Below are 23666 nucleotides of genomic sequence, written 5' to 3'. Positions count from 1 at the left end.
TAAAAGAAATAACCTCCTCTTTACTTAATTCAAACTCAGGACCGGCATCCATTCCTTTCAAATAATCCACGACATATCTCAGTTTTTCATCGTCTATATCGTAATCAAGGTAAAATTCATATGCATATCTGGCAATATTGGAAGGTGTATAATTCTCTTGCAATGTTCTATTTAGACCATTTATGAATATATGGATTAATTCCTCCATCAGATACCCCCCTGTTTACAGTTAATAGCTTTTCCTGTATTAGTTGCCAAACCTGCATCTATATCTGCTTTGGTTGGCGGATAATGAGGTAAATTAAGGACTTGACCATTCTGCATCTTAGGATGCACACGATTAACTTTACCCTCATGGTTATAAGTTTCTTCCCATGATCTCACACGACCTGTGGCTGGATTCCACTCTGTAACATGAGAACGTCCACGTGTTGGCCCTGGATTTCTAGCTAATGCTTCTTTGTCGTAATAACGTATTCGACCATCAGGTAAGTGACGAACATTTACAGCAGTTCCTTGAGCTTTTTCCAGTGCTCTAATCTTTCGTTGTAATAATTTGGCATTATGTGCACTCGTTAACCCAAAAGGGTCAACCCAAGACAGCGGATTATGCACATACCCATACGGATTCAGCCCGCCCATCAGCCCGATGGGATCGAAGACAATCACCACCTCACCGCGCCGGATATCCTGCGTGATCAGCAGTTCAGCCAGCCGGGTTTTTCCCACGCGAGTCGTGCCCATAACTAAGGTATGTCCGACCCGTTCGCGCAGATCCATAAACACTTCGGCTTCCTGCGGTTCAATACCGTGGATCATCGGATTGCCCCCAACCGGCGGCAATGGTCGCACCGGATTAAAGGGCGAGTCCCGGCGTAACAACGCAGATAACTGAGGCCTGCGGTATTCGGTTCGATGCTCCAGTAAGCGGGCAAACTGATAAACCTGAGAGGGTTGCACAAATCGTTCTACTTCCGGTCGCCGCGTATCCTGCAAACGCTGGGTATGCTTCTGCTGCCAGCGAAAACCCCGGCCCAGAAACAAGCGCTGATGACTGACGGGAATGTGTTGTGTGCTCATCTGGTAACGCGGTAAACGCCTCAGATTTCGGCGATAGCGGATAACCTGAATGCCCTGCCAGGTGCGTATTATCGCTAATACAGTAAAACTCCCGGCCATCACATAGCTGACGGAGGGTACCAGTGCAATCGCCCAGGGAGCCCGAATGCAGATAAATGCGGCCACCGCTGAAACCACAGCGGTATTCAGCTCGACAGCCGGACGCAGCAGGGCTTCAACCACATAACGACGGCTCATAGTGAGGGCTGCTGAGAAAGTTGAGTTTCGGTGATCAACACAGGGTAATGTTGCAGTTGCAAGCGTCGGGCCAGTTCTGTGCCGGAGGCCGGTGACAGGTGTAAACCCGGAGCCAAAGTACGCAGTGCCTGTAAGCCCGCTATTTCCCTGACATTGACGACCAACCCCACCGCATGCAATTTTGCCAATGCATGCTGGCTTAACCACTGGTGTGATTCAGGATCATCCCCAATCAAAAATAACGCCCCAATGCCGGGTAATTGCAATGGGCGGCTTATGACTGTTCCCGGTGTCAGTTCCGGTGTGTTAACCGGTAACATGGCTGCTTCACCCGATTTTTCGGGTAAAGAAGCAGGTGGTAATGCAGAAACAGCATCCGGTTGAGCATGAATACCTTCATAAAAAGGCGAAGCATCTTTGCCGCCTAAATCGGCAATCACATTCAGTTCGGCATGGCCGGTAGTCATCCATAACAGACCGATAATGGGGAATACGCTCAGCCGTTTCATTATAATGAAGTGACCTGCCATCCTTGTTCCCCCTGTCGTAATAATACCGGCATCAATCCCTTACCAAACCGGAACCAGTATCCCGCATCATGATTCAGGGTGATTTGCCGGTGACGGACCTGTTCAACCGGGATGCGATGTGCTTTGGCCCACTGTCGCAGCGTGTCGTCATTGCCCTGACTGTCGACCAGATAGATATCAACGGGTTGTTTTGCCGCCAGTACTTCAGCTAAACGGGTGTCACACTGCCGGCAATCTTTGGCTCTGACAAACAATGCCAGCCGACCATTTACTTCATGTGATTTTTCCATATTGACCGGCAAAACATCAGGAAACAGCCGCTGCCAGGCCGCATTCACTTCCCGCTGGAAACGCAGCTCTTTTTCGGTGCGGGCAAACTCTGCCTTAACCCACTGTTCAGCATAACGGCGGCGCTCGATATCGCTTTCGGCTTCAATCCCTAATGCGGTCAACGGATCAAGCCCCGGTGACCGGAGACCCCGTGGCCCGTTCATCAGGTGCTGATAACGCTGATATTCACCGGCACTTAACTGCCACTGTTCAGCCTGACTTTTCAGGGATTGCGGCTGGCTTTCTGTCGTGTGTGTTTGCTGCGAAGCTAACGGTGTCGGCGTGACTGCCCAGACCGGACCGCTCAGCAGCCATACCAACACACTGAACTGGTGTAATTTCATCAACGTCCGCCTCCCTGCTCCGGTTGTTTAGCCGGAGCCGGGAGTTGATAACCCTGCCGCAAATGGTGGCAAACCACACGCTGCACCTCATCCACTTCCAGTTGCCAGGCTGAACCTGCCATCACCTGCAGTGCTGTGCGTAACCGAATCGGACCCAACTGCGCGTGTACGGATGGCAGCGGCTGGCGATATAAAATGTCATTCCTCTTGTCAGGCACACAGAGGGCGTAACCGGATTGACGTAATGCATAACGCATCGCATCAGCCACCGTGGGGCTCTGGGACGCAGGGAGCTGAATATCAATCAACTGGGAAAGTGGATCACGCTGCGCCGCTGTCGGGTTGGTACTCACCAATAAATAACGTCCATAGCGGATGACTTCAGGCGTTTGTCCATAAATATCCGGTGAAACGGATTGAATATTTCGTGTCAGCGTCACGGAAGAAAAACTATTTTGGAAAGATTGAGGGAGCGGTTGTTTTACGGGAATCGTGCATCCCGTCAGTATGACCGCGATTAAGCCGATTAACACCGTTATTTTCATGCCAAATAGGTTCCTGCTCAGTCGTAAAATAATCCTGACTATGCAAGGAACCCTGTAATGTATTCAATGAACAACTCAATTGTGTTTGCTGAAAATAAAAATATTGAAACAAAAAAGAATGGATAGCCTCTGAACAGGTATTATCACATTGATGATATCAGCGCGTTATTCACCTCTAGTTGGCTTTCATCAACCGACTGACGGATTTTTCGTTCAATAAAATTGCCGTAGTCATCGAAATAACGGCTGGGCCAGATTTCAGCGGGTTCCATTCCCAAACGGGTGGCGATGATAAGTTCCCCCTTCGGCCACGAGCGGGATAAGGTATTTGCCAGAGTGGAAGAACTGAGTCCCGATTCGCGGGATAAAGCGGCGAGTGTTGTACCACGTTTGCGTAATGCACAAATAATTTCGGCTGGGTGCCAGTCTTGTTGAGTGTGAGTCATGCCTGCGTCCCCTTCTGTTAATTATTAATGGTGGCGGTTCAAAACAGGGTTCGCAGTACCGGAGTTATCAGCCGGCGAGACCGAAGTCTCCCCTGCCTGAACCGCCATTGAAGGGGCGATAACAGGCACACTGGTAGAAACTTCCTACCAGCGGATAACTTACGGGGCTGCGACCTCCCGACTATCGGATTTTGCCGATAGCATTTTTACTTTAACTGATTGAGTTATCTAATTCAATAATCGAATGTGTAAGTATAATCAGTAAAATTAAGTGATTAGTTACCCGTTAGTTCATCATCATCTCCCACAATAAGTCTAACCACCAAAAGGTACGCTTCAGAGAATAGTGCGTCAGCTATCAGCGGGTTATGTTAACATTGAAGACAACTGTGTTTATGCATGATTGAATCAAGCGTTACCCCCTTGTCTGATACTGAATTAAAGCATTTCAAAGGAGGCGATATGACAACATCTTTAGACAAGCTCACGATTAAAGGGTTTAAATCAATCCATGAGCTGAGTGAATTTGAACTTAAAAACTTAAACGTGATTGTTGGTGCTAACGGCGCCGGTAAAAGTAATTTGATCTCCTTTTTTAAAATGCTGCGGGCATTAATAGACGGTACATTAAATCGCTATGTCCGCGATAATGGTGGCGCTGGTGATTTACTCTTTAATGGCAATAAGGTCACGCAGAAAATGGAGTTTGAAACACGCTTCGGGGAAAGAGGATTTCGCTTTAAATTAGTCCCCACGCCAGCAGATAGCTGTGCAATTGAAGATGAAGCCCGTTATTACGCAAAAGGTATTGCCGGATGGTGGTCATTGGGAGATAGCGATGATGGCAGATCCAGAATGGTCGCTGAAATCGAGAATAATTCCTCTGATGCACCGTATTCAAAACCGGTCTATGATGCCATCGCTTCCTGGCAGATTTACCATTTTCACGATACCAGTGCGACAGCGGGAATGCGAAAATATGAAATTATTCAGGATAACAAAACGTTACGTACAGATGCTTCTAACATTGGCGCATTCTTATTAAAACTCAAAAATGAGGCGCCAAATGAATACAAATCGATTGTAAATGCCATCAGGTTAGTCACCCCGTTCTTTGATAACTTCATTCTGGAACCGCGTCAAAGTGGTTTAAAGGAAGAAGTGAACATCAGCTGGACGCAAAAAGGCTCAGATTATCCGATGCAGCCTTATCATTTATCCGATGGTTCAATACGCTTTATTTGTCTGGCAACGGCATTATTACAACCCAATCCGCCATCGACGATTATTATTGATGAACCTGAGCTGGGCTTACATCCTGCGGCCATTGTTATCCTTGCCGAGTTGATTCAACTGGCGGCTCAGCGTACTCAGGTCATTATCGCCACTCAATCCCCTATTTTAATCGATCAATTCTCTGCTGAAGATATTGTCATCGTGAATCGTAAAAAGGGCGCTTCACGTTTTGAGCGTTTAAATGAAGACGATTTTTCTCAATGGCTCGACAACTATTCTCTGGGTGAATTATGGGCTAAAAACGTCATTGCCGGAGGGCCGACTTATGAGTAATTACATCGAAGTCATGGCCATCGTGGAAGGTAAGACAGAACAGATATTTGTTGAAAAGATACTTCAACCTTATCTGGCTGAGAAAATGATTTTCATCTCTGCCACACAAGTTTCTAAACCCGGACAAAAAGGCGGGGATGTGCGTTTTTCAAGAGTCAAGAAAGACATTGAGATGCATCTGAAACAACGTCCAGATACCTATGTCACCACCTTTATTGATTATTATGGCACCCATGAATGGCCGGGATTAGAAACGTTAAATAGACAGTGGGAACCAAAGAAAATCGCTGAACATCTGCATCGGTCAACACAGAATAAAATTCACCAGTTACTATCCGCACAGAGAGCCGATGAACGTTTTATTCCCTACATCGTGATGCATGAATTTGAAGCTTTACTCTTTAGTGACAAAGAGATACTCGCCAATGAGTTAAATATCCATGTACAAGAGGTAGAGCAGGTACTTCGAGAATGCGGAGAACCGGAATCGATTAATAATAGCCCACAAACGGCACCTTCAAAGCGATTGGAAAAATGGTCGGCAAATGGAACATTTGGCAAAACGACAACAGGGATAGCGATTGCCGAGAAAACAGGCATTCCTAAGATGAGAGAAAAATGCCCGTTATTCAATGAGTGGCTATGCAGGCTTGAAATATTAATGACCGTTTAAATGTGTGCGTAGAATTTAGCATCGATTGACTTACCCAATATTAGCAATAAGCCCTGTGTCACAGGGCAATAGGTTAAACCACATCAAAATGGGATCTCATCAGACCAATCTGGTTCTTCTTTCTCCTCTTCCGGTAAAGGCGAAAGTTGTGCCATTTGTGTTGGTTTCCTCTCCTTTTTAATCGGTTGAGAAAGTTGTGTTTTTTGTGCTGACTTAGCCTGTTGAACAGAAACCTGTTTTGCATCGATCTGCATCGTGCCATTCACATTGACCACCACTTCGGTTGAATAGCGATCCTGTCCTTGTTGGTCCTGCCACTTGCGGGTTTGTAACTGGCCTTCAATGTAAACCTGAGTCCCTTTTTGCAGGTACTCCGCCGCGATTTCCGCTAATTTGCCGAAGATCACCACCCGGTGCCATTCGGTTTTTTCCCGAGTTTCGCCGGTTTGTTTATCCCGCCAACTGTCTGACGTCGCCAGCGACAGCATTGTCACTGTGCCGCCCGTTGGCAGGTAACGGATTTCCGGATCTTGCCCCAGATGCCCCAGTAAAATGACCTTGTTTACTCCACGTGAAGACATACCCATTTCCTCTCTGTTACGATGACTGACGTTGTGTCCATTGCCCCTGCTTCAGGGCAAACTCCGCCTGTTCACGGTAAGCAAAATATTCTACGGATTCACGGGAGCAGGGTTCACCCTCATCCATCGTGCCAATATAAAATCCTGCACGGCTTCGCAACACGGTTAACGGTAACTGTTTATGGCAATATTGCAGTGCCAGAATTCCAATGGGGGTGATACTCATATCTGTACCCTATTGTATTTGTTAGAAAAGAGACTGCCCTGAAAACATTCAGGGCAAGTCAGTGGAGTAAAATGAATATCAGAATGAATTTTCTGCATATTCAGTTTGCGCAACACCGTTTTGTGGCGGCGTCGAATCGGATTGTTCGGCCTGATAGACCTTGTCCTGACCGATTTTAATCCAGTCAACTTTAATCAGGCGGGCTTTCAGGCTGACGCGCTGTTCACCGGCATGATCCCCGCGTTTCAGGGTAAAAATATCGGTGGACGGGTTGCTTAAGGTGAAACCCAGCAACACTTTTTTGTCCTCATCCACCGATTTCTGGCAACGGGCAATCAGACTGGTCGCCTCCTTGCCGACAACAGTAATATCAAAACGCACATAGACCGGATTATCACTCGGGCCATTTAACGCATTGATCACGCAGCTCAGGAACGTACCATTGGCAGTGCTGACATGGCGGATATTATTCAAATAGCCGAGGCCTTTAATATTCAGGTTGAAATAGTCATTTTTGGTTAACGAAGTGGTGTTCTCAGACATACGATTTTCTCCATGGAGGTAAAGAATCAGGTGCAACGGAGAAAATCCCATCCCCTGACGGGAATGATTTTCCCCGCCGGATGTCAGACAGTGACGTTGCTGACGTTCTGATAAAAAATAATGAACCTTCATTGTCGTTGGACTGACAATATCTGCTTTCAAAGGGGGGCAGATGTACCGCGTTGAGGCACTCCCTTTCAGGCTACGAGAGTTTTCCAGCCACCCAAAGGCGATCGTTGCAGGCTCACCGATCATTTAAGAAACAGGGTGATTCTTAAAGCATCCTGTCAGCACGTCAATCAATAACCAGATCGTCAGACTTTTTGATTTGCCCTCCGGGCCTTGCGCGATTGGGTAACCGCTTTGTCATTCAGCATTCCTTTACAGCCCGGGTAGTTCACGCAGCCTCAGAACAGCGAGGTTTTCCCCTGCCGCTGTTGCATCCGGCTGCCACAGTTCGGACAGTCCGGGGTTTTCGGTAACGTCAGGTGCAGCGGTTGGGTCTTGCCACGTTCGACTAAATGCAACAGCCATTGCGCCTGTTTCTGCATAAACACCGCCAGCGATGTTTTGCCCTGCGCAATATCCTCCAGCGACTGCTCCCATAACGCCGTCGTGCCCGGACTGGTCAGCACCTCCGGCAACCCGGCAATCAGTTCCCGTGCCAGTGGTGTTGACTGAATCGCTTTCTTTTTCCGCTCAATCAGCCGGCGTTTAAACAACGTATCCAGAATACCGGCACGGGTCGCCTCCGTGCCCAGTCCGGCATTCTCACGCAGGACCTGTTTTAATTGCGGATCACTGACCAGACTGGCGGCATTTTTCATCGTGGCAATCAGCGTGCCTTCGTTAAATGGGGCCGGCGGTTTGGTGTACAGCGACTGAATGCGGGCTTCAATAATCCGGCAGCGCTCGCCCTGATGAAAGCGCGGGAGCGGGGGATCAACGTCTGACTTTTCCTGATTTTCAGTAAACAGTGCTTTCCAGCCCGTGGTCACATTGACCCGCCCTTTCGCCCGGAAGCATTGTCCGCCGATATCCAGTGTCACTTCCGTCACATCCGTTTCCTGCGGGGGCAGAAACTGCGCCAGATAATGCTGACGAATAAGCTGATAAACCTGTAACTCGTCGGTCGTTAACCGGGTGAGATCAAAAGCGTGACGGGTGGGGATAATGGCATGGTGGGCCGTGATTTTTTTGTCATTCCAGACCCGGGAAACCTGTTGTTAGTCCAGCTGACTGATAATGTCAACCATCGCCGGGTCGGTGCGCACCAGCGCCGTTAATACCACCGGAATATCCGCCTGCATGGACACAGGCAGATACCCGCAATCCGTGCGTGGGTAGGTTGTGGCTTTATGGGTTTCATACAGGGACTGGGCAATCGTCAGCACCTGACTGGCGCCCATCCCCCAGAGACGGGATGCCGTCTGCTGCAATGTCCCCAAATCAAAACAGAGCGGCGGCGGGGTTTTCTCCCGTTTTTTGCTGACGGCCATCACTGTAGCCTGTGTGACCTGCTGGCAACATTGTTGCACAGCCTGTGCCACGGCCTCCCGGGTGCAGCGATTTTCTTCATCGCCCTCCTCCGTAGCGGGTAACCATTTAGCCTGAAAGCGGACAGTGTCTTTTTCCAGATTAGCCATCACCTGCCAGTAGGGTTTCGGCATAAAATTCGCAATGTCCTTATCCCGGCTCACCACCAGTGCCAGTGTTGGTGTCTGTACCCGGCCAATGGATAACACCTCGCCAAAACCCAGAGCCTGCGCTTTCAGGGTATACAAACGGGTCAGATTGATACCCGTCAACCAGTCGGCTCTCGCCCGCCCCAGCCCGGCCTGATAGAGTGCTTCCGTCTGTTCTCCCGGTAAAATGGCCGCCAGAGCCTGCCGGATACTGGTGTCATCCAGTGCCGACAACCACAACCGCCTGACCGCACCGGTGAAACGACAATATTCCAGCAACTCGCGAGCAATGACTTCCCCTTCACGGTCGGCATCGGTGGCAATAATCACCTCATCCACCTGTTTCAATAATTGCTGGATCACGGCAAATTGGTCAGCCGCCTCTTTTTTGACTGTCCATTGCCATTGCGTGGGCAGCACCGGCAGCACCTCCATCCGCCACGGCGGGTCGAATTGCTCACCATACTTTTCGGGTGCGGCCACCTCCAGCAAATGCCCGATAGCCCAGGTGACAATGATACGGGTACTGAAGAGAAATCCCTGCCCGCGCTGTTTCACTCCCAGAACTTTAGCAATGTCTTTGGCCTGAGAGGGCTTTTCACATAAATAAAGCTGCATCTTTTCCCTTCCATTAATCGTGTTCTGTGGAACGTAGCGGGGAGGAGAACGCGGAACGCAACTTGCCTGACAAAATATCGGGATGGGGTTCACCCAGCAGTTTAATCGCCTCAAGCGCTGCCGGCGTTTTTTCCGTAATATCCTGCCGGGTGACCGCCAGTGAACGGTAAGAACGTACCATGCCGTAAATCTGACGAATGGCACGGCTGCCGTTGTGCAGGAAAGCATCCCGCTCTGCCCGTGAAATCAGCTCGTAGTGAAAAGCCTGAAACGTTTTCATCGCCAGCTGGTGTAGCCAACCAGCAACCAGACACAGCGATAGCCTAACGGAGAATGACTGTAAACCCCGATATTCAGCGGTTCGACAGAGGAAACGGCGGATAAGGTAATCTGCTGTGGGACGGCATTCAGGGTATCCTGCAAAATAGCCAGATTCTGCCTAAGATTGGCCGATGCGCCTTCCAACGCCTGTTCCAGCTTCACTAGCCAGACATCGGCATACGGATTATCCGCTGCGGAATCCACACTGATGTTGGCTGCACGTTTAATCACCTGCGGCATTCCGAGGATCTCCGTAACCTGATGTGTCTTGCTGATGTCTTCCCGTCGGCGTCCCGCCCAGAGCCGGATCGCATAGTGGGTATGTAATTCAATCGATAACGAGGATGTTAAGACACCGGCGCGTAAACGCGGCTGAGATGCGGTTTTTTCTTCTGCTTCAGACATGCACAAAAGCTCCTGTTTGGCCTTGATAAGTCAGTCAAACTATTAAGGCAAAGGAGGAGGTGACTCAATGGATAACCAGTTATCGAAAAAGGAAAAATGAGGAGGTTTATTCACTGTCAAAAAAGATGTTTTTTTAGCCACTGTTGGCAGTGCCAACAGTGTATATTTTTTGAACTTTGTTGGCACTACCAACAAATATTAATTTTTAGACTACATTTATTATGCCTGTTAGCAGATACTAATGTGACATTGATTCAGCTATGAGTATAAGCCATCCACTCTAATTAATTGATAAATTGATTATAAAAAAGTAGATTAGCACCATCTAATTTCTTATCTTTTTCTTTCAGTGGTTACATCGTAGTCGGTAAGCGAGAGACATTATGAGCAAGACACTATGTTCATTAATTATACTTATTTCTTCTTATTCTATGGCAAGTGATAATCTGAATATTCAGGTCATTGATGATTTAAATACTCAATCAATACATGCTGTTGATAACGTATATAAAATATCTAAGTGCATGATAGATTTAGAAATAGCAGGAATGTCTGGAAGACAGGAATATATAAAACTGTATAATAAGTTTTATGATGAAATCACTCATTACATTAATATATATAGTAAAAACAAAGTAGTATATGAAAATGCATACTTATCAAACATCCCGGTGACATGGAGAACAACGATAGATGCTAATAAGTTACCGGTTGATATATTAATAGGTAGACTGTTAGAAATAACTTCTGATATGGAAATGAGATATGTAGGCGATGTTTTCGCTCGGAATAGAACAACCATTCCAGAATCCGCAGGTCTGGACGCCTATAATACTGCACGCTGTTTCTTATTTACTAAATGAATTATCATATACGGTATCTATATAAAACAGACAGAATCAAACGTTGCTTTAGTTAATCAGTTATACGAAGAGAGAAAAATCGATAAACTTTATTCGTGCTAAAGAAGATTATTCTTCACTCACTGTTGGCAATGCTAACAGTGAGTAAATTTAATACTACAATACACGACCATATCGACTTAATACTAGAGGGAGCTATTGCACTTGTGATTCAACCTTCAAAGAATAGTAGCACTCTTTAATATGTTAATTCAGCAGGACATAAACAGAAGGAGTCGCAATAAAAATAAAAACTAATACTATTCGTTGGTATTTAATGCTAATAGTTTCACCTAACCCTTTTTCTGCACAAAAATCAACTAAACAAAATAAAACCCAATATATAACCAACGTTACAATCATGACTATGATTTCAATACTTATCTTTAATTCCCAATACACAAAAGTAGCGATTAAGAGGCCAGTAAGTATACCTATACAGGCTGACGAGAGTGATCTGCCCAATTTTGTTAAATAGTAAATAATATTCTCATACAGAAAATTATTTACCTTTTTAGTTGGCACACGCTTTCCATAAAATAACATAGTTAATGCTGTAAGCGTCATGCTCATAGTGACAAGTACCAAAATAGTTCGAGGAGGAAGATTTTCCGTGAGGATTGCTGTCACTTCTTTTGTATAACGTCCACCAATCAATCCCACAGGAATAGAGAGAGAAACTCTCAAGATGAAAAAAGCCCGTGCCCCTGATATAAGTTCTTTAATTTTTTCTAACATGTAACCTCCCGAATTAGGGGGTTAATGTTATCCCTCTATATCAACCTACAAAAAAATATTTAGAGTTTTTATATTTCACTGGCTGTGGTAGCTCTTTTTCACACGGTATTGGGATTGTCATAACTGTATATTTTTCATACTTTGTTGGCACTGCCAACAAAGTTCGCTTTTTAAGCAACTATGATTTTATTGATACTTCGCTAGCGTCAATCGTTGACGAATATCTTTCACCATATCACGGACATGGGCTTGTGAGGATAGTGTTACAGTACGTTCCGTTTCTCGGATGAATTCAACAGGTGTCTTCGCAGGAGCAGGGGGCATGACAGCCGATTCAGCCTGCGCATACAGCTTCCCCTCCCGTGCCCGTTTCATCATCGTCAGCAGCCAGCCGACCGGGTTGCCAATTTTCCCGGCCCGTAACGCTTTGTCCAGACAACTCAACACGGTCTGCGCCTGTTCAGCGGGCAGTGCCTGCAACTGACTGGCCAGCATCGTTACATCGTCCGGTTCCAGTTGTCGGCACAGCCCTTCCGGCAGAAAAACCGCAGATTGCGGATCGACGTATGTTTTTTTATTCACACTCTGTGTGAAAGAACGTACATAACAGTTCGGTTTAGCAGAATCACGATAATGCGTTGATTTCAGACTGAGTTCGGCATCCGAATTCAGTGTATTCTGCCCCTTTGGAAGACTGGGTTCGGTTTCCGCACCCGGCTTAATTTCCCTGAGTTCGGTTTGCTGTTTGCCTGGTTGAAGCGACTGACGCATCACCCTTTGCTGCGGTGTCTGCACCGCATTCAGCCTCTCTTCCAGCAAATGAATATGACTGTGGCGATGGCGCATCAGCGGGTCTTCTTTGATATCAGTCAGCACATCCCGGGCTGTCTGGCTGATAGTCCGGTTTTTACTGCGACACGCTTCCGCCACGGTATCCAGCCAGTGCGGATCGAGCATTTCGGCATCACGGCAGGTCAGCGGCTCATCGTGTTGCGCATAGATGTTGCCCCGCACCCGCCCGTGCTCATCGCGGATACGCTTGCATAAACTCAGCCAGCCGGTGATTCGCAGCATCAGTAACACCCGGCTGACTGTTTCACGCGATGCCTTGCCTTTATAGGGTGACGCCAGCAGGACCTGCAATTCGTCATAGCTGGGAAACACCACGCCTTCATTATTCAACGCATACAGACGGATCATCATCCAGCCGGTTTTATCCAGCGGCGACAGACGATCATCCAGTAGCAGGCGGCGGGGATAGGCATCCTGAATGTTCCCCATAAACAGCAGACCACTACGAAGTTGTGAAACGTCATCGTCTGAACGTTGTTCCAGACGCATTTTCATCCTGGCAATCGTGTGAGCAATTATGCTGTCTGCTGACAGGTTTATCATGATCCCGTATCTCCGGCTTTTGCCTTTCCATTTAATCGGTAAAAATAATGTCAGGGCTGCATCCTGTTGCCTTGAACAGGATGCAGAATGACACCACTTCAGGACTGACTATTTACGAATTTCATTGTTGTAACGTTCATGGAGCATCAGCTCCCACGATTGTCCGCCATCCCGGCTTAACAACCGCCAGAACAACCCCACATTGATTTTCAGATACCCAGTGCCTCTTTCTTTCAGCCGGACGTAATTGCGCTCGCCCCGCTGATAACACCGCACCTGATGCTGCGCCTTACGACGCAGTGACAACGGTGTCGTTGCAGGGACATGCAGGCCGGGCATCATTTCCGTTAATTTTCCTGACATTGTTTCCTTTACATCCATTTCATGCCTGTTTTTTGACCGATTCAGACGCTTCGCTGTGCGGCCAGTCTTTCACCGCATGCCAGACGGCCGTCAGCGAGAGTTGATGATGCGCGGCCATCTCCAGCATCATATCCAGCCCTTCGGCGCTGTCCGCATCAACAATCGCCGCAACCTGCCAGCGTTGCCACAACTCACGATTTTCCTCTTCCGTCAGGGGTGAATTGCGTCCCGGTTTTACGGTCACTCCGGAAATACGCCGGCGGGCGGCGATTTCCAGACTGGACAAACCGAAAAAATACCGCATCAGTTCAATAGAGCCGCCTAATTCCAGCGCCCGATCAATGCGTTGTAACCGCTGCTGCTCAATCCGCGCCTGATGTAAGATACGCACCAGATTGGCGTGATGAATATGAACGCTCAGCACTGACACCGGACTGTTACCCAGATAGTGCAAATCCTCAATCGTCAGGCGCTGCAACATCAGCATCTCTGCGGGTACCAGCCCCAATGCCTCACAACGGCGGATATAGCCGTTTTTCAAATCCATCACCAGCTGCATCAGCAGGCTATTTGTCGCTTGAGATAAATGATTCATCCACTTCCTCCAATATCAGGCCAGTCAAAATAAGTTGAACAACACATTGGAAAACAGGCACAACTCACCGCACCGACGCCACTATACCGCTATAGTCTCTGGCGCAATCTGACGCTGAAGCTCACGCAAACGGCGGATAACCCTGATAAGCCGCAGGAACTTCACGGTCTGAACATCATCCAGTAAAGGTACATCCTCCTGTCTAGCGGTACCGAGCAGGAGAGTAGTCAGCGTTAATTCACTATTGTCAGTGGCAGGTTCCCCAGTCAGGGACAACAATAGACGTGAAAAGGGGTGAAACTGTTGCGTATCTGCAAGATAAAATCCTACCGACTCTTCATCCGATGCTGACAGCAAGTCGTTGTCACATCCCATGATTTCCGCCAGTTCGAAAGCCAGCCGGAATGCCATCGTTTGCAGGTGTTCGATATCATCCTGCATTGGTGAAATTTCCCAAACCGAACTGACCGGCTCCAGCCCAGTTTGAGAAAAATGCAGACATTCCATCTCAGGGATAGGCAGAACAGATTCAAGCTGGTTATCGGGCTGATAAGGCGGAATAACAGGATTTTTTCGGGGAGACGTGGCAGGCGTTTGTGCTTTATCGACCGGAGCGTATTCTGGTTCAGGTGCTTGCACCTTATCAGTGTCGGGTTGAGCAATTATCCGTGGGTTCGATTCCCTGTCTGGCACTCGAACCTGCGCCGTGTTATCCGTCTCAGATTCTTCCGGCATCAGCACACTATCAAACGCCGTAGCCTGTTCACCAAAGAGTTGTCGGCGGTTACTTTCTTTCGGATCTAATTCCAGTACCCAGCGGTCATAATTGAGTAACGGGTGTGGCAGAGCCTGCAATAAATCGCCAATCAGTTCATCGCGAAACATCTCCGGTGACCAGACTTCCGGTGCATCAAATTTGCGGCAGCAGGCACCAAAGACTTCATCAAAGGTTAGGGCGGGTTCCATGTTTATACTGGTGACATGTTGTTGTCAGACCGTATCCGCATTTTGGCGTAACACCAGTAAAGGACGTATCTGCGGCGTTCCCAGTCCGGGCACCACTTCAACTTCCAGTGAAGTCCAGCCCAGTAAAACAATTCTTAGCAAGTCCTGCAAAATCAATACCATTTCTTATTTCTACGTCTAGTTTCGTCTGTTGCAATCAAGATGCAGCGAAGGGCATAATTCGGGGCACTTACCGTTCGATTAAAGGAATGCCCTTAATAATGAAACTAAACGCACGACAAATCGAAACTGCAAAGCCCAAAGAAAAAACCTACAAACTCGCCGATGGCGGCGGTCTCTATTTAGAAGTCTCGTCACGCGGCTCGAAATACTGGCGGATGAAGTATTACCGCCCCACCGATAAGAAAGAAGACCGTCTGGCGTTCGGCGTTTATCCAACGGTGTCGTTAGCCGATGCACGCTCTAAACGGGATGAAGCCAAAAAGCTGATGGCACAAGGCATCGATCCCAAAGCCGAAAAGAAAGGCACACCTTCGCCTGCCAAAGTGAATACCTTTGAACAGGTCGCCCGTGCATGGCACGCCAGTAACAAACGCTGGAGCGACAGCCACCGCCAAAAAGTGCTGCGCAGCCTTGAGCAGTATATTTTCCCGCATATTGGCGCCCAATATTACCACATTACGTACCAGCCAGCTTTTAGCCCCAGTCAAAGCCATTGATGAGCAGGGCAAACACGATATTGCCCAGCGACTACGCCAGCGTGTCACCGCTATCATGCGCTATGCCGTCCAGAATGATATCCTCGAATCCAGTCCTGCCAGTGATATGGCTGGCGCACTTTCTACCGTAAAATCACGCCATCACCCTGCCCTGCCTCATGAAGCCTTATCTGATTTTCTGAACCGTTTATCAGCCTATCGCGGACGCCTGCTGACCAAAATCGCGGTAGAACTGGCGCTACTGACGTTTGTTCGCTCCAGCGAACCGAGATTCGCCCGTTGGCAGGAAATCGACCTTGAAAACGCCGTATGGAAGATTCCCGCTACCCGAAAACCCATCACAGGCGTTCGTTTCTCTGAACGTGGCATGAAAATGAAAACGGATCATATCGTACCGTTGAGCAGACAAGCCGTTGCTTTATTTAACGCCTTGCACAAGCTGAGCGGTAACTGCGACGTAATATTTCCCAGCGATCACGGTAATGCGAAAGTCATGAGTGAAAACACCGTTAATAAGGCATTACGGGCGATGGGATACGACACTCAAACCGAAGTCTGCGGGCATGGGTTCCGTACAATGGCGCGTGGTGCAATGGGCGAATCCGGCCTGTGGAGCGATGACGCCATCGAGCGCCAGCTCAGCCATATCGAACGCAACAACGTGCGGGCGGCGTATATTCACACCTCCAAACATCTGGATGAACGGCGGCTGATGGTGCAATGGTGGGCGGATTATCTGGATGCGAACCGAGAAAAATCCATCACACCGTATGACTTCGCCAAACCGCTGCGCGACAGCAAGAACCGTTAGTACAATTTGTAACCCTTTAATTTTCATCGGGAGAAAAACAATTAACGCTGTTCATTTAATCTTGCATTTTAAATAATTCGCCTGTCATCAAACAACGTCTACGGTGAGCACTCAGGGACTCGGTAACAGGAGAATGAATATGACAATGGCAGCATTAAAAACAAATTTGATTCGTTTGCCGGAAGTGCAACGCAGGGCGGGTTACAGCAAAGCGTGGATTTACAAACTGATTAGCGATGGGACATTTCCGCAGCAGGTCAAAATCGGACCTCGCTCAGTGGCTTTTATTGAAGCAGAGATTGATAACTGGATCGCCCAGCGTATCGCAGAATCACGGGCGGCATAACACAGAAAAGAATATGACATAAGACACGTAACATAAAAACACAACGCCCCGAAGTGCGCTAACACTGCGAGGCGTTTCACCAACAATCATTAAGAAAGGTAAAAATGATGGCTGATACACAGCATACCCAAACTCGCCCTAAATTTACAGCTCAAAAAACAACAAGCAACCACAAACCGCTTGATCTTATCCAAACCGTCAAAACTTCGGCTATGTACTCATGGCAAAACCTATTACCAGCTTGCGGCATTGATATTCCAGCAAAGGGAAAGCATGGTGCTTGCCCTATCTGCGGTGGTTCTGACCGTTTTCACTTCATCGATGACCATCATCACGGCAACTGGCACTGCCGCCAGTGTGAAACTCTGAACTATGGTGATGGACTAGATTTAGTGGCAAAAACCAATCAGATCTCAATTTTTGAGGCGGCAAAAGTTGTCGCCAATGCACTGGCATTACCGTTGTCTGAATCCAAGCCAGCTAGTAAATCTATACAAACCACGAAGCCTATTGCTGAAAGAGTCGCGGTACTGATGGCGGAAACTGTTTCCGGGCAATCTCCTTATCTGACGGCAAAAGCACTGCAATATCCTAATCAACGTCTGCTGAAAGAGGGTTCATTATTATTACCTTTGACAACGCTCGATAAAAAAGTCACGGGTGCGCAGATCATCACACCTAATGGTGAGAAAAAATTACTGTCTGGCAGTCAGAAAAAAGGCGCATTTATTTCGGTCTCAGAGCTGGAAGATCATCCTGATACGGTGATCATTACTGAAGGTTACGCTACGGCGCTGACCGTTAGTCAGCTCTATAAAGGCACTGTTTTAGCAGCGTTGGATGCAGGTAATCTGCTTTCTGTTGCCAAATTTGTTCGGGAACGCTGGCCTGACACGAAAATCATTATCGCAGCAGATAACGACTGGTACAGCCTCGGCGAACTGGATAAGAACAGCAAGCCAAAAGTGAATATCGGCAAGACTTTGGCAGAAAAAGCCACTCTTGCGGTTAATGGCTGGATTACATTACCACCGACTGAATACAAAGCTGACTGGGATGATTATCGCCAGCAATATGGCATTGAGGCAGCAAAGCAGGCATTTTGTGAGGGCTTATTTCAGGTAAGGGAACCGATGAACAGTGACGCAATAGAAACCCGTCGTTATGGCAATGTTGAAAGCATTTACCCTAATCGTAAAACAAAATTACCGCTGTCAATCGGCTCAGAAGGCTTTGATACGCAGTTGGATTATGTTGTTAAAGGCATTATTCCGGCACATTCCCTGTGTAGCATTTACGGGGCAAGCGGGTCATATAAGAGTTTTCTGGCGGGAGCGTGGGGCTGCCATATTGCCACGGGTAAGGCATGGGCAGGGAAAGCCGTCGCTCAGGGTTCCGTGCTGTACGTGGTCGGTGAAGGTGGGATTGGCGTGCCCCGGCGCATCAAAGCATGGGAAATCGTCAACGGTCAGACTGTTAAAAATATGTACCTGATCAATACCCCGGTATTTCCTGCCTCACCTGCCGAAGTGCATGAGCTGGTAATCGCCGCCCAGCAGGTTGAGTCTGAAACAGGCCAGCCGGTACGCCTGATTATTCTGGACACCCTCGCCCGCTGTTTTGGCGGCGCTGATGAAAATGATTCAAAAGATATGGGCGCGTTTGTCCGGGGCTGTGACGAACTGAAAGCCAAAACAGGCGCAAGCATTCTCGTGGTTCACCATTCCGGCAAAGATGAAAGCAAAGGTGCAAGGGGTTCCAGTGCTTTTCGTGCGGCGCTGGATGTTGAATACCGGATCAGCCGGGAAGGGAAAAAAGGCGGTGCACTGGTTATGACCTGCACCAAAATGAAAGATGCCGAAGAGCTGGAAACCAAAGCCTATGACATGCGTGTAGTTGAACTTTTTACCGATAAAGACGGTGAAAATATTACATCACTGGTTCTGGTTGACAGGCCGCGTGATCCGGTTGAGGAGGAGGATATCGGGCATGTCTCCAATAAAACCGATAACCATACAGCATTATGGCAGTGTATTCGGTCACGCACTGCTTTGAAAGAACCTTGCAGCATTCCCCTTATCCGTGATGATTTAAAAGCAATGGGGGTGAACGTGAAGAATTTCAGCCGTTGGTTGACCAAGTTAGAGCAAGATGGCTTGATTGCCCGCAACGGGCAGGAACTCACCATCATGAATCAGAACAATGAAGATTAAAAAGCGAGGAAAAAAGTGAGGAGCGGTGAGGAAAGGAAATTTGTGCTTTACCAAATTCCTCACTTTTTGCGCATATATACGGTAAAAGTGAGGAGCATGAAACATATTGATTTTTAAGGATAAATAAATCTCAATTCCTCACCTGTTTTTATAGTGAGGAAAACAAAAAGTGAGGAGAAAAATGAGGAATGGGTGAGGAAAAAAATATTTTTCTGGATGGTGTTTTTCCAGCTCTCCGTGTTCCCGGGTTAATGTATTAGCCCGGGAACACGGAGAAGACAAGCGCAGCGCGTCAGTTGAAGCCGAACTTAGGGCTGGCCGGGCCATCAATCTGTCTTCTCTGGCAGATGATGATACAAAGGAGATTACTCAAATAAAAATAATCATTTATTCAATACGCTGTGGAACAGGCTAACGCACCTTGTTCCATTTAGAAAAACAGACATCAATACCGTTCAACCTTCCCATTCCTTACTAAAAATAAATTTAATTTATATTGTTAATTTTTAACTCTCTTGTCAATGCGCCATATATTGATGTTTTTATTTAATTTTATTTTATTTCAGACAAATATGCCAAGTAATGGTATTAATGTGTTTATTAAAAGTTAATTAATTATCATTTAGTCACTGTAGACAGTTAAACCTACTGAATATTTTAATTTTCATTCTATATACATAAATTTCATTGAATATATCTATATCACTAATTAATAATGCCTAATCTGCAACCATTACATTACGTAATGTTTTTAGTTTGTAAGATAGTCACATACGCAATACGGAAAAAAGAATAAATGAGCACTGAGTCGCCGAATTTTTCCCCGGAACTGGATACCGGCCTGATTTGTCTGGCCATGTTGGCCAGGTTTCACAACATAGCCATCTCAATCGAACAACTTTCACATGAATTCTCTGCCGCTAAACAGGGGGTGACCCAGCAGGAGTTGCTGCTGGCTGCACGGAAATCGGGGCTGAAAGCCAAGGCTGTGCGCACCACACCTGCCAGACTTGAACACACACCATTACCTGCTATTGCTATTGACCGGGAGGGAAAGTTTTTCATTTTAGCCAAGGTCGATCAGGAACAAGCTTTAATTCAGGTTCCGAGTTCAGCTCGTGCTGAGGTTGTCAGTTTCGAGGAACTTGAGCAACGCTGGACTGGGCAACTGATACTCGTGCGCTCGGGTAATAGTGTATCTGGTGAATCTTCACGTTTTGATTTCACCTGGTTTATCCCGGCTATCGTCAAATACCGTAGGTTGCTGGGTGAAGTTTTGCTGGGGTCTTTTGCCTTGCAGTTGTTTGCCCTGGTGACACCGTTGTTCTTTCAGGTGGTCATGGACAAAGTGCTGGTACACCACGGCCTGACAACATTGGATGTTGTCGCGGCAGGGCTTTTGGGCATTATGCTATTCGAATCGGCTTTGAGTGGCCTGCGTAGCTATGTGTTTGCCCATACGACCAGCCGGATTGATGTGGAATTGGGTTCGGGTCTGTTTCGGCATTTAATCAATTTACCGCTGGCTTATTTTCAGGCCAGGCGCGTCGGTGATTCTGTTGCACGTGTACGCGAACTGGAAAACATTCGTAGTTTCCTCACCGGCAATGCCATTACGCTGATGATTGATGTCTTTTTTTCCTTAGTCTTCATTTTGGTCATGCTCTTTTACAGTGGCTGGCTGACCCTCATTGTGTTGGTGTCTTTGCCGCTCTATGCCCTGGTTTCGGCTTTAATCACCCCGCTTTTACGTAAGCGGTTACAGGACAGCTTCACACGCAATGCGGAAAATCAGGCATTTCTTGTTGAAACGGTAAACGGCATTGATACCCTGAAATCAATGTCGGTTGAACCACAAATCATCCGCAAATGGGATAACCAGATGGCGGCTTATGTGGCCGCGGGTTTCAAAACCCAGATCTTATCGACCCTCGTTAATGAAAGTGTTTCGCTTATCGGCAAACTTGTCACGGTTGCCACACTCTGGCTGGGTGCCCGCCTTGTGATAGAAGGGCAACTGTCGGTGGGAGAACTGATCGCATTTAATATGCTGGCTGGCCGTGTCAGCGGTCCTATTATGCGTCTGGCTCAGCTATGGACCAGCTTCCAGCAAACCGGCGTTTCGGTGCAGCGTCTGGGAGACATCCTCAATTCCCATACTGAATTATCTCAGTCTACACGGAGTACAGTACCGCCACTTAAAGGGCAGATTACATTCGAACAGGTGCATTTTCGCTATCGTCCCGACGGCTCTGAGGTGCTGAGTGGCGTTAACCTGAGCATTGGTGCCGGAGAAATTATTGGTGTGGTTGGCCGCTCAGGCTCAGGCAAAAGTACCCTGACTCGCCTGTTGCAGCGGCTCTATGTGCCGGAGCGCGGGCGGGTGATGGTCGATAGCATGGATTTGGCATTAGCTGATGTCTCCTCGTTGCGCCGGCAAATTGGCGTCGTGTTGCAGGACAATATGCTATTCAACCGCAGCATTCGTGAAAATATCGCTTTGAGTGACCCGGGAACGCCACTCGAAGTGGTTATGCACGCCGCAAAAATGGCAGGAGCCCATGAGTTCATCCTTGAGCTGCCGGAAGGTTACGACACGATAGTGGGTGAGCACGGTGCGTCATTGTCGGGCGGCCAGCGGCAACGGGTAGCGATTGCCCGTGCTTTGATCGGTGATCCCCGTATTTTGATTTTCGACGAAGCAACCAGTGCACTGGATTACGAATCTGAACGGGTAGTTCAGCAGAACATGCAGAGCATTTGCAAGGGACGTACAGTCATCATTATCGCCCATCGATTGTCAGCGGTGCGCGACGCCCATCGTATCATTGTGATGGAGCGTGGGCAGATCGTTGAACAGGGCGCCCATGCCGAATTACTGGCGCGTCAGGACAGCCACTATTCACGGCTGTACCAAATGCAGCAAGGCTGAAGATGAAGATTTCGTCGATGATACTGGCTAATAACGTCACCAGGGGCAGACGTGATCAAGACAAATACACCTCGACTCAAGGAAAATAATTTCGTATGAGTGCCACTCTTTCTTTATTGCAGCGCTATCGCAGCATATGGCGTCAGGCCTGGCGCCAGCGTAAAAACATGGATACGCCGCCGCGTCTTCCTCATGAATTACAGTTTTTACCAACGGCGTTGGAGTTGCAGGAAACGCCGGTTCACCCAGCACCAAGGATTTTCATCTGGAGCATCATGGGCTTCGCTTTATTGGCAGTGCTCTGGGCCTGCATCGGTAAAATCGAGGTGGTAGCGGTCGCACCGGGCAAGGTCGTTCCCAATGGCAAAACCAAGCTGATTCAACCCAGCGAAACGGCGGTAGTCAGAGCGATCCATGTCAATGACGGTCAGGCGGTGAAAGTGGGTGAGTTGTTGATCGAACTCGACCCGACGGCGGCGAATGCTGATGTCAGCCGGATCCAGAGCGAGTTACTGGCCGCCCGTATCGATAGTGCACGCAGCACAGCCATGCTTGATGCGATCAATCAACAACAGCCGCCGGCGTCGCTGGCAGGAACGATTTCCAACGCCAACCCAGATCAGGTGCTCAGTGCCCAGAGTTGGCTTCAAGGGCAATATCAGGAATACCGTAGCAATCTGGAGTTGGTGGATGCAGAGATCCGTCAACGCAGCGCCGAAATCCAGTCTGCCCAGGCCCAGGTAACCAGCCTGCAAAAAACGTTGCCGATCGCTACGCGATTGGCCGAGGACTACCAACGGTTATTGACGAAACAGTATGTGTCGCGACATGCGTATCTGGAAAAAGAGCAAGCCCGGCTGGATCTGCAACGTCAGTTAAGCGTGCAGCAGGCCAGTGTCTTGCAGAACACCGCTGCCCAAGAAGAGGCACGGCGTCGGCGTGAAGCGGTTGTTGCGCAAAATCGCCGCGCCATGCTCGACTTACAGCAGGAAGCCAACCAGAAAGCGGCGATCCTGAATCAGGAACTGGCAAAAGCCCTCCATCAGGAAAACCTGACCAGCCTCAAGGCACCGGTGGCCGGCACCGTTCAACAACTGGCTATCCATACCGTCGGTGGTGTGGTGACACCGGCTCAGCCGCTAATGGTCATCGTCCCCGCAAACCAACCGATAGAAGTGGAAGCCATGCTGGAAAACAAGGATGTGGGGTTCGTACATATTGGTCAATCGGTCACCGTTAAAGTGGAAACCTTTAATTTCACCAAGTACGGCACCGTTGACGGTGAAGTGCTGAGCGTGTCGAACGATGCCATTGAAGATGAAAAGCGTGGGCTTATTTATAGCACCCGTATTCGTCTGAAGTCGGATCACTTGCTGGTCAATGGACAGCGAGTTGCGTTGTCTCCGGGCATGTCGATCACGGCAGAAATAAAAACCGATCAGCGTCGGGTGATTGATTACTTCTTAAGCCCGCTGCGACAGCATATTGATGAAAGTTTGAGGGAGCGATAAAAACCGAAGGCGCATGAGGTGCTTTATGTCGGACTCAGCGCG

21 protein-coding genes and 4 pseudogenes are annotated in these 23666 nt (G+C 48.1%); 8 read left to right on the top strand and 17 right to left on the bottom strand.

The features are described from left to right. The 6 genes and pseudogenes from AAC852_RS13925 to AAC852_RS13900 form a co-directional block, all read right to left on the bottom strand. Positions 1–208: hypothetical protein (locus AAC852_RS13925; RefSeq protein ID WP_340621532.1), on the bottom strand; the 208-nt coding region annotated here is incomplete at its 3' end. Positions 209–645: 437 nt separating this feature from the next. Beyond that, positions 646–1317 (bottom strand): annotated as a pseudogene (locus AAC852_RS13920) (type IV conjugative transfer system coupling protein TraD); the annotation flags it as partial. Further along, positions 1314–1847: an integrating conjugative element protein gene (locus AAC852_RS13915; RefSeq protein WP_340621531.1), complete on the bottom strand. Its 534-nt coding sequence runs from the start codon at positions 1845–1847 to the stop codon at positions 1314–1316. The gene AAC852_RS13915 and the pseudogene AAC852_RS13920, both read right to left, overlap by 4 nt. Then, positions 1826–2521: a TIGR03759 family integrating conjugative element protein gene (locus AAC852_RS13910; RefSeq protein ID WP_340621530.1), complete on the bottom strand. Its 696-nt coding sequence runs from the start codon at positions 2519–2521 to the stop codon at positions 1826–1828. The genes AAC852_RS13915 and AAC852_RS13910 overlap by 22 nt, the downstream gene beginning before the upstream one ends. Next, positions 2521–3066 (bottom strand): PFGI-1 class ICE element type IV pilus protein PilL2, encoded by a 546-nt coding sequence (pilL2, locus tag AAC852_RS13905; RefSeq protein ID WP_340621529.1) that lies wholly within the window; start codon positions 3064–3066, stop codon positions 2521–2523. The genes AAC852_RS13910 and pilL2 overlap by 1 nt, the downstream gene beginning before the upstream one ends. Before the next feature lie 143 nt (positions 3067–3209). After that, positions 3210–3512, bottom strand: a complete 303-nt coding sequence (locus tag AAC852_RS13900; protein ID WP_340621528.1) for a helix-turn-helix domain-containing protein — start codon at positions 3510–3512, stop codon at positions 3210–3212. Between the two features lie 462 nt (positions 3513–3974). Here AAC852_RS13900 and AAC852_RS13895 point away from each other — a divergent pair, with 462 nt between their 5' ends. After that, positions 3975–5081, top strand: a complete 1107-nt coding sequence (locus AAC852_RS13895) for an AAA family ATPase (RefSeq protein ID WP_187650376.1) — start codon at positions 3975–3977, stop codon at positions 5079–5081. Next, positions 5074–5754: a DUF4276 family protein gene (locus AAC852_RS13890; RefSeq protein WP_340621527.1), complete on the top strand. Its 681-nt coding sequence runs from the start codon at positions 5074–5076 to the stop codon at positions 5752–5754. Before AAC852_RS13895 ends, AAC852_RS13890 begins: the two co-directional genes overlap by 8 nt. A gap of 83 nt (positions 5755–5837) precedes the next feature. Here the strand turns inward: AAC852_RS13890 and ssb are convergent, their stop codons facing one another. The 5 genes and pseudogenes from ssb to AAC852_RS13865 form a co-directional block, all read right to left on the bottom strand. Continuing rightward, positions 5838–6335, bottom strand: a complete 498-nt coding sequence (ssb, locus tag AAC852_RS13885) for a single-stranded DNA-binding protein (protein WP_340621526.1) — start codon at positions 6333–6335, stop codon at positions 5838–5840. Between the two features lie 16 nt (positions 6336–6351). Beyond that, positions 6352–6561, bottom strand: coding sequence for a hypothetical protein (locus tag AAC852_RS13880; protein WP_340621525.1), 210 nt, complete (start codon positions 6559–6561; stop codon positions 6352–6354). A 78-nt stretch (positions 6562–6639) separates the two neighbouring features. Beyond that, positions 6640–7104, bottom strand: a complete 465-nt coding sequence (locus AAC852_RS13875; RefSeq protein WP_187650411.1) for an STY4534 family ICE replication protein — start codon at positions 7102–7104, stop codon at positions 6640–6642. A 314-nt stretch (positions 7105–7418) separates the two neighbouring features. After that, positions 7419–9407 (bottom strand): annotated as a pseudogene (locus AAC852_RS13870) (DNA topoisomerase III). A 13-nt stretch (positions 9408–9420) separates the two neighbouring features. Beyond that, positions 9421–10133: pseudogene (locus tag AAC852_RS13865) on the bottom strand (PFL_4669 family integrating conjugative element protein). A 383-nt stretch (positions 10134–10516) separates the two neighbouring features. On the opposite strand from AAC852_RS13865, the gene AAC852_RS13860 reads away from it, so the two are divergent. Next, positions 10517–10996, top strand: a complete 480-nt coding sequence (locus tag AAC852_RS13860; protein WP_340621524.1) for a hypothetical protein — start codon at positions 10517–10519, stop codon at positions 10994–10996. A gap of 246 nt (positions 10997–11242) precedes the next feature. Here the strand turns inward: AAC852_RS13860 and AAC852_RS13855 are convergent, their stop codons facing one another. From AAC852_RS13855 to AAC852_RS13830, 6 genes are all read right to left on the bottom strand, one after another. Next, the gene (locus AAC852_RS13855) at positions 11243–11773 is read right to left on the bottom strand and encodes a hypothetical protein (RefSeq protein WP_340621523.1); all 531 of its coding nucleotides are present in this window, start codon (positions 11771–11773) and stop codon (positions 11243–11245) included. A gap of 186 nt (positions 11774–11959) precedes the next feature. Beyond that, complete coding sequence (locus AAC852_RS13850; protein ID WP_340621522.1) at positions 11960–13168, bottom strand: STY4528 family pathogenicity island replication protein; 1209 nt, start codon at positions 13166–13168, stop codon at positions 11960–11962. A 108-nt stretch (positions 13169–13276) separates the two neighbouring features. Next, complete coding sequence (locus AAC852_RS13845) at positions 13277–13531, bottom strand: ParE family toxin-like protein (protein WP_340621521.1); 255 nt, start codon at positions 13529–13531, stop codon at positions 13277–13279. Between the two features lie 19 nt (positions 13532–13550). Beyond that, the gene (locus AAC852_RS13840; protein WP_340621520.1) at positions 13551–14126 is read right to left on the bottom strand and encodes a DUF2857 domain-containing protein; all 576 of its coding nucleotides are present in this window, start codon (positions 14124–14126) and stop codon (positions 13551–13553) included. A gap of 81 nt (positions 14127–14207) precedes the next feature. Next, positions 14208–15092, bottom strand: coding sequence for a hypothetical protein (locus AAC852_RS13835; protein ID WP_340621519.1), 885 nt, complete (start codon positions 15090–15092; stop codon positions 14208–14210). A 24-nt stretch (positions 15093–15116) separates the two neighbouring features. Next, positions 15117–15254: a hypothetical protein gene (locus AAC852_RS13830; RefSeq protein ID WP_340621518.1), complete on the bottom strand. Its 138-nt coding sequence runs from the start codon at positions 15252–15254 to the stop codon at positions 15117–15119. A 98-nt stretch (positions 15255–15352) separates the two neighbouring features. On the opposite strand from AAC852_RS13830, the pseudogene AAC852_RS13825 reads away from it, so the two are divergent. From AAC852_RS13825 to AAC852_RS13805, 5 genes and pseudogenes are all read left to right on the top strand, one after another. Beyond that, positions 15353–16622, top strand: a pseudogene (locus tag AAC852_RS13825) (tyrosine-type recombinase/integrase). A gap of 139 nt (positions 16623–16761) precedes the next feature. Continuing rightward, positions 16762–16968, top strand: coding sequence for a helix-turn-helix transcriptional regulator (locus AAC852_RS13820; RefSeq protein ID WP_340621517.1), 207 nt, complete (start codon positions 16762–16764; stop codon positions 16966–16968). Between the two features lie 212 nt (positions 16969–17180). Further along, positions 17181–19181 (top strand): AAA family ATPase, encoded by a 2001-nt coding sequence (locus AAC852_RS13815; RefSeq protein ID WP_340621533.1) that lies wholly within the window; start codon positions 17181–17183, stop codon positions 19179–19181. Between the two features lie 796 nt (positions 19182–19977). Further along, positions 19978–22113, top strand: a complete 2136-nt coding sequence (locus AAC852_RS13810) for a type I secretion system permease/ATPase (protein WP_340621516.1) — start codon at positions 19978–19980, stop codon at positions 22111–22113. A 95-nt stretch (positions 22114–22208) separates the two neighbouring features. Continuing rightward, on the top strand, positions 22209–23624 hold the full coding sequence (locus AAC852_RS13805) for an HlyD family type I secretion periplasmic adaptor subunit (RefSeq protein WP_340621515.1): 1416 nt from the start codon (positions 22209–22211) through the stop codon (positions 23622–23624). The last annotated feature ends 42 nt before the right edge of the window (positions 23625–23666 follow it).

This window comes from Xenorhabdus siamensis, from assembly GCF_037996745.1.
GTDB lineage: Bacteria > Pseudomonadota > Gammaproteobacteria > Enterobacterales > Enterobacteriaceae > Xenorhabdus > Xenorhabdus indica.
The sequence above is the reverse complement of the archived record's forward strand: the minus strand, read 5'-3'. Positions and strand labels throughout refer to the sequence as shown.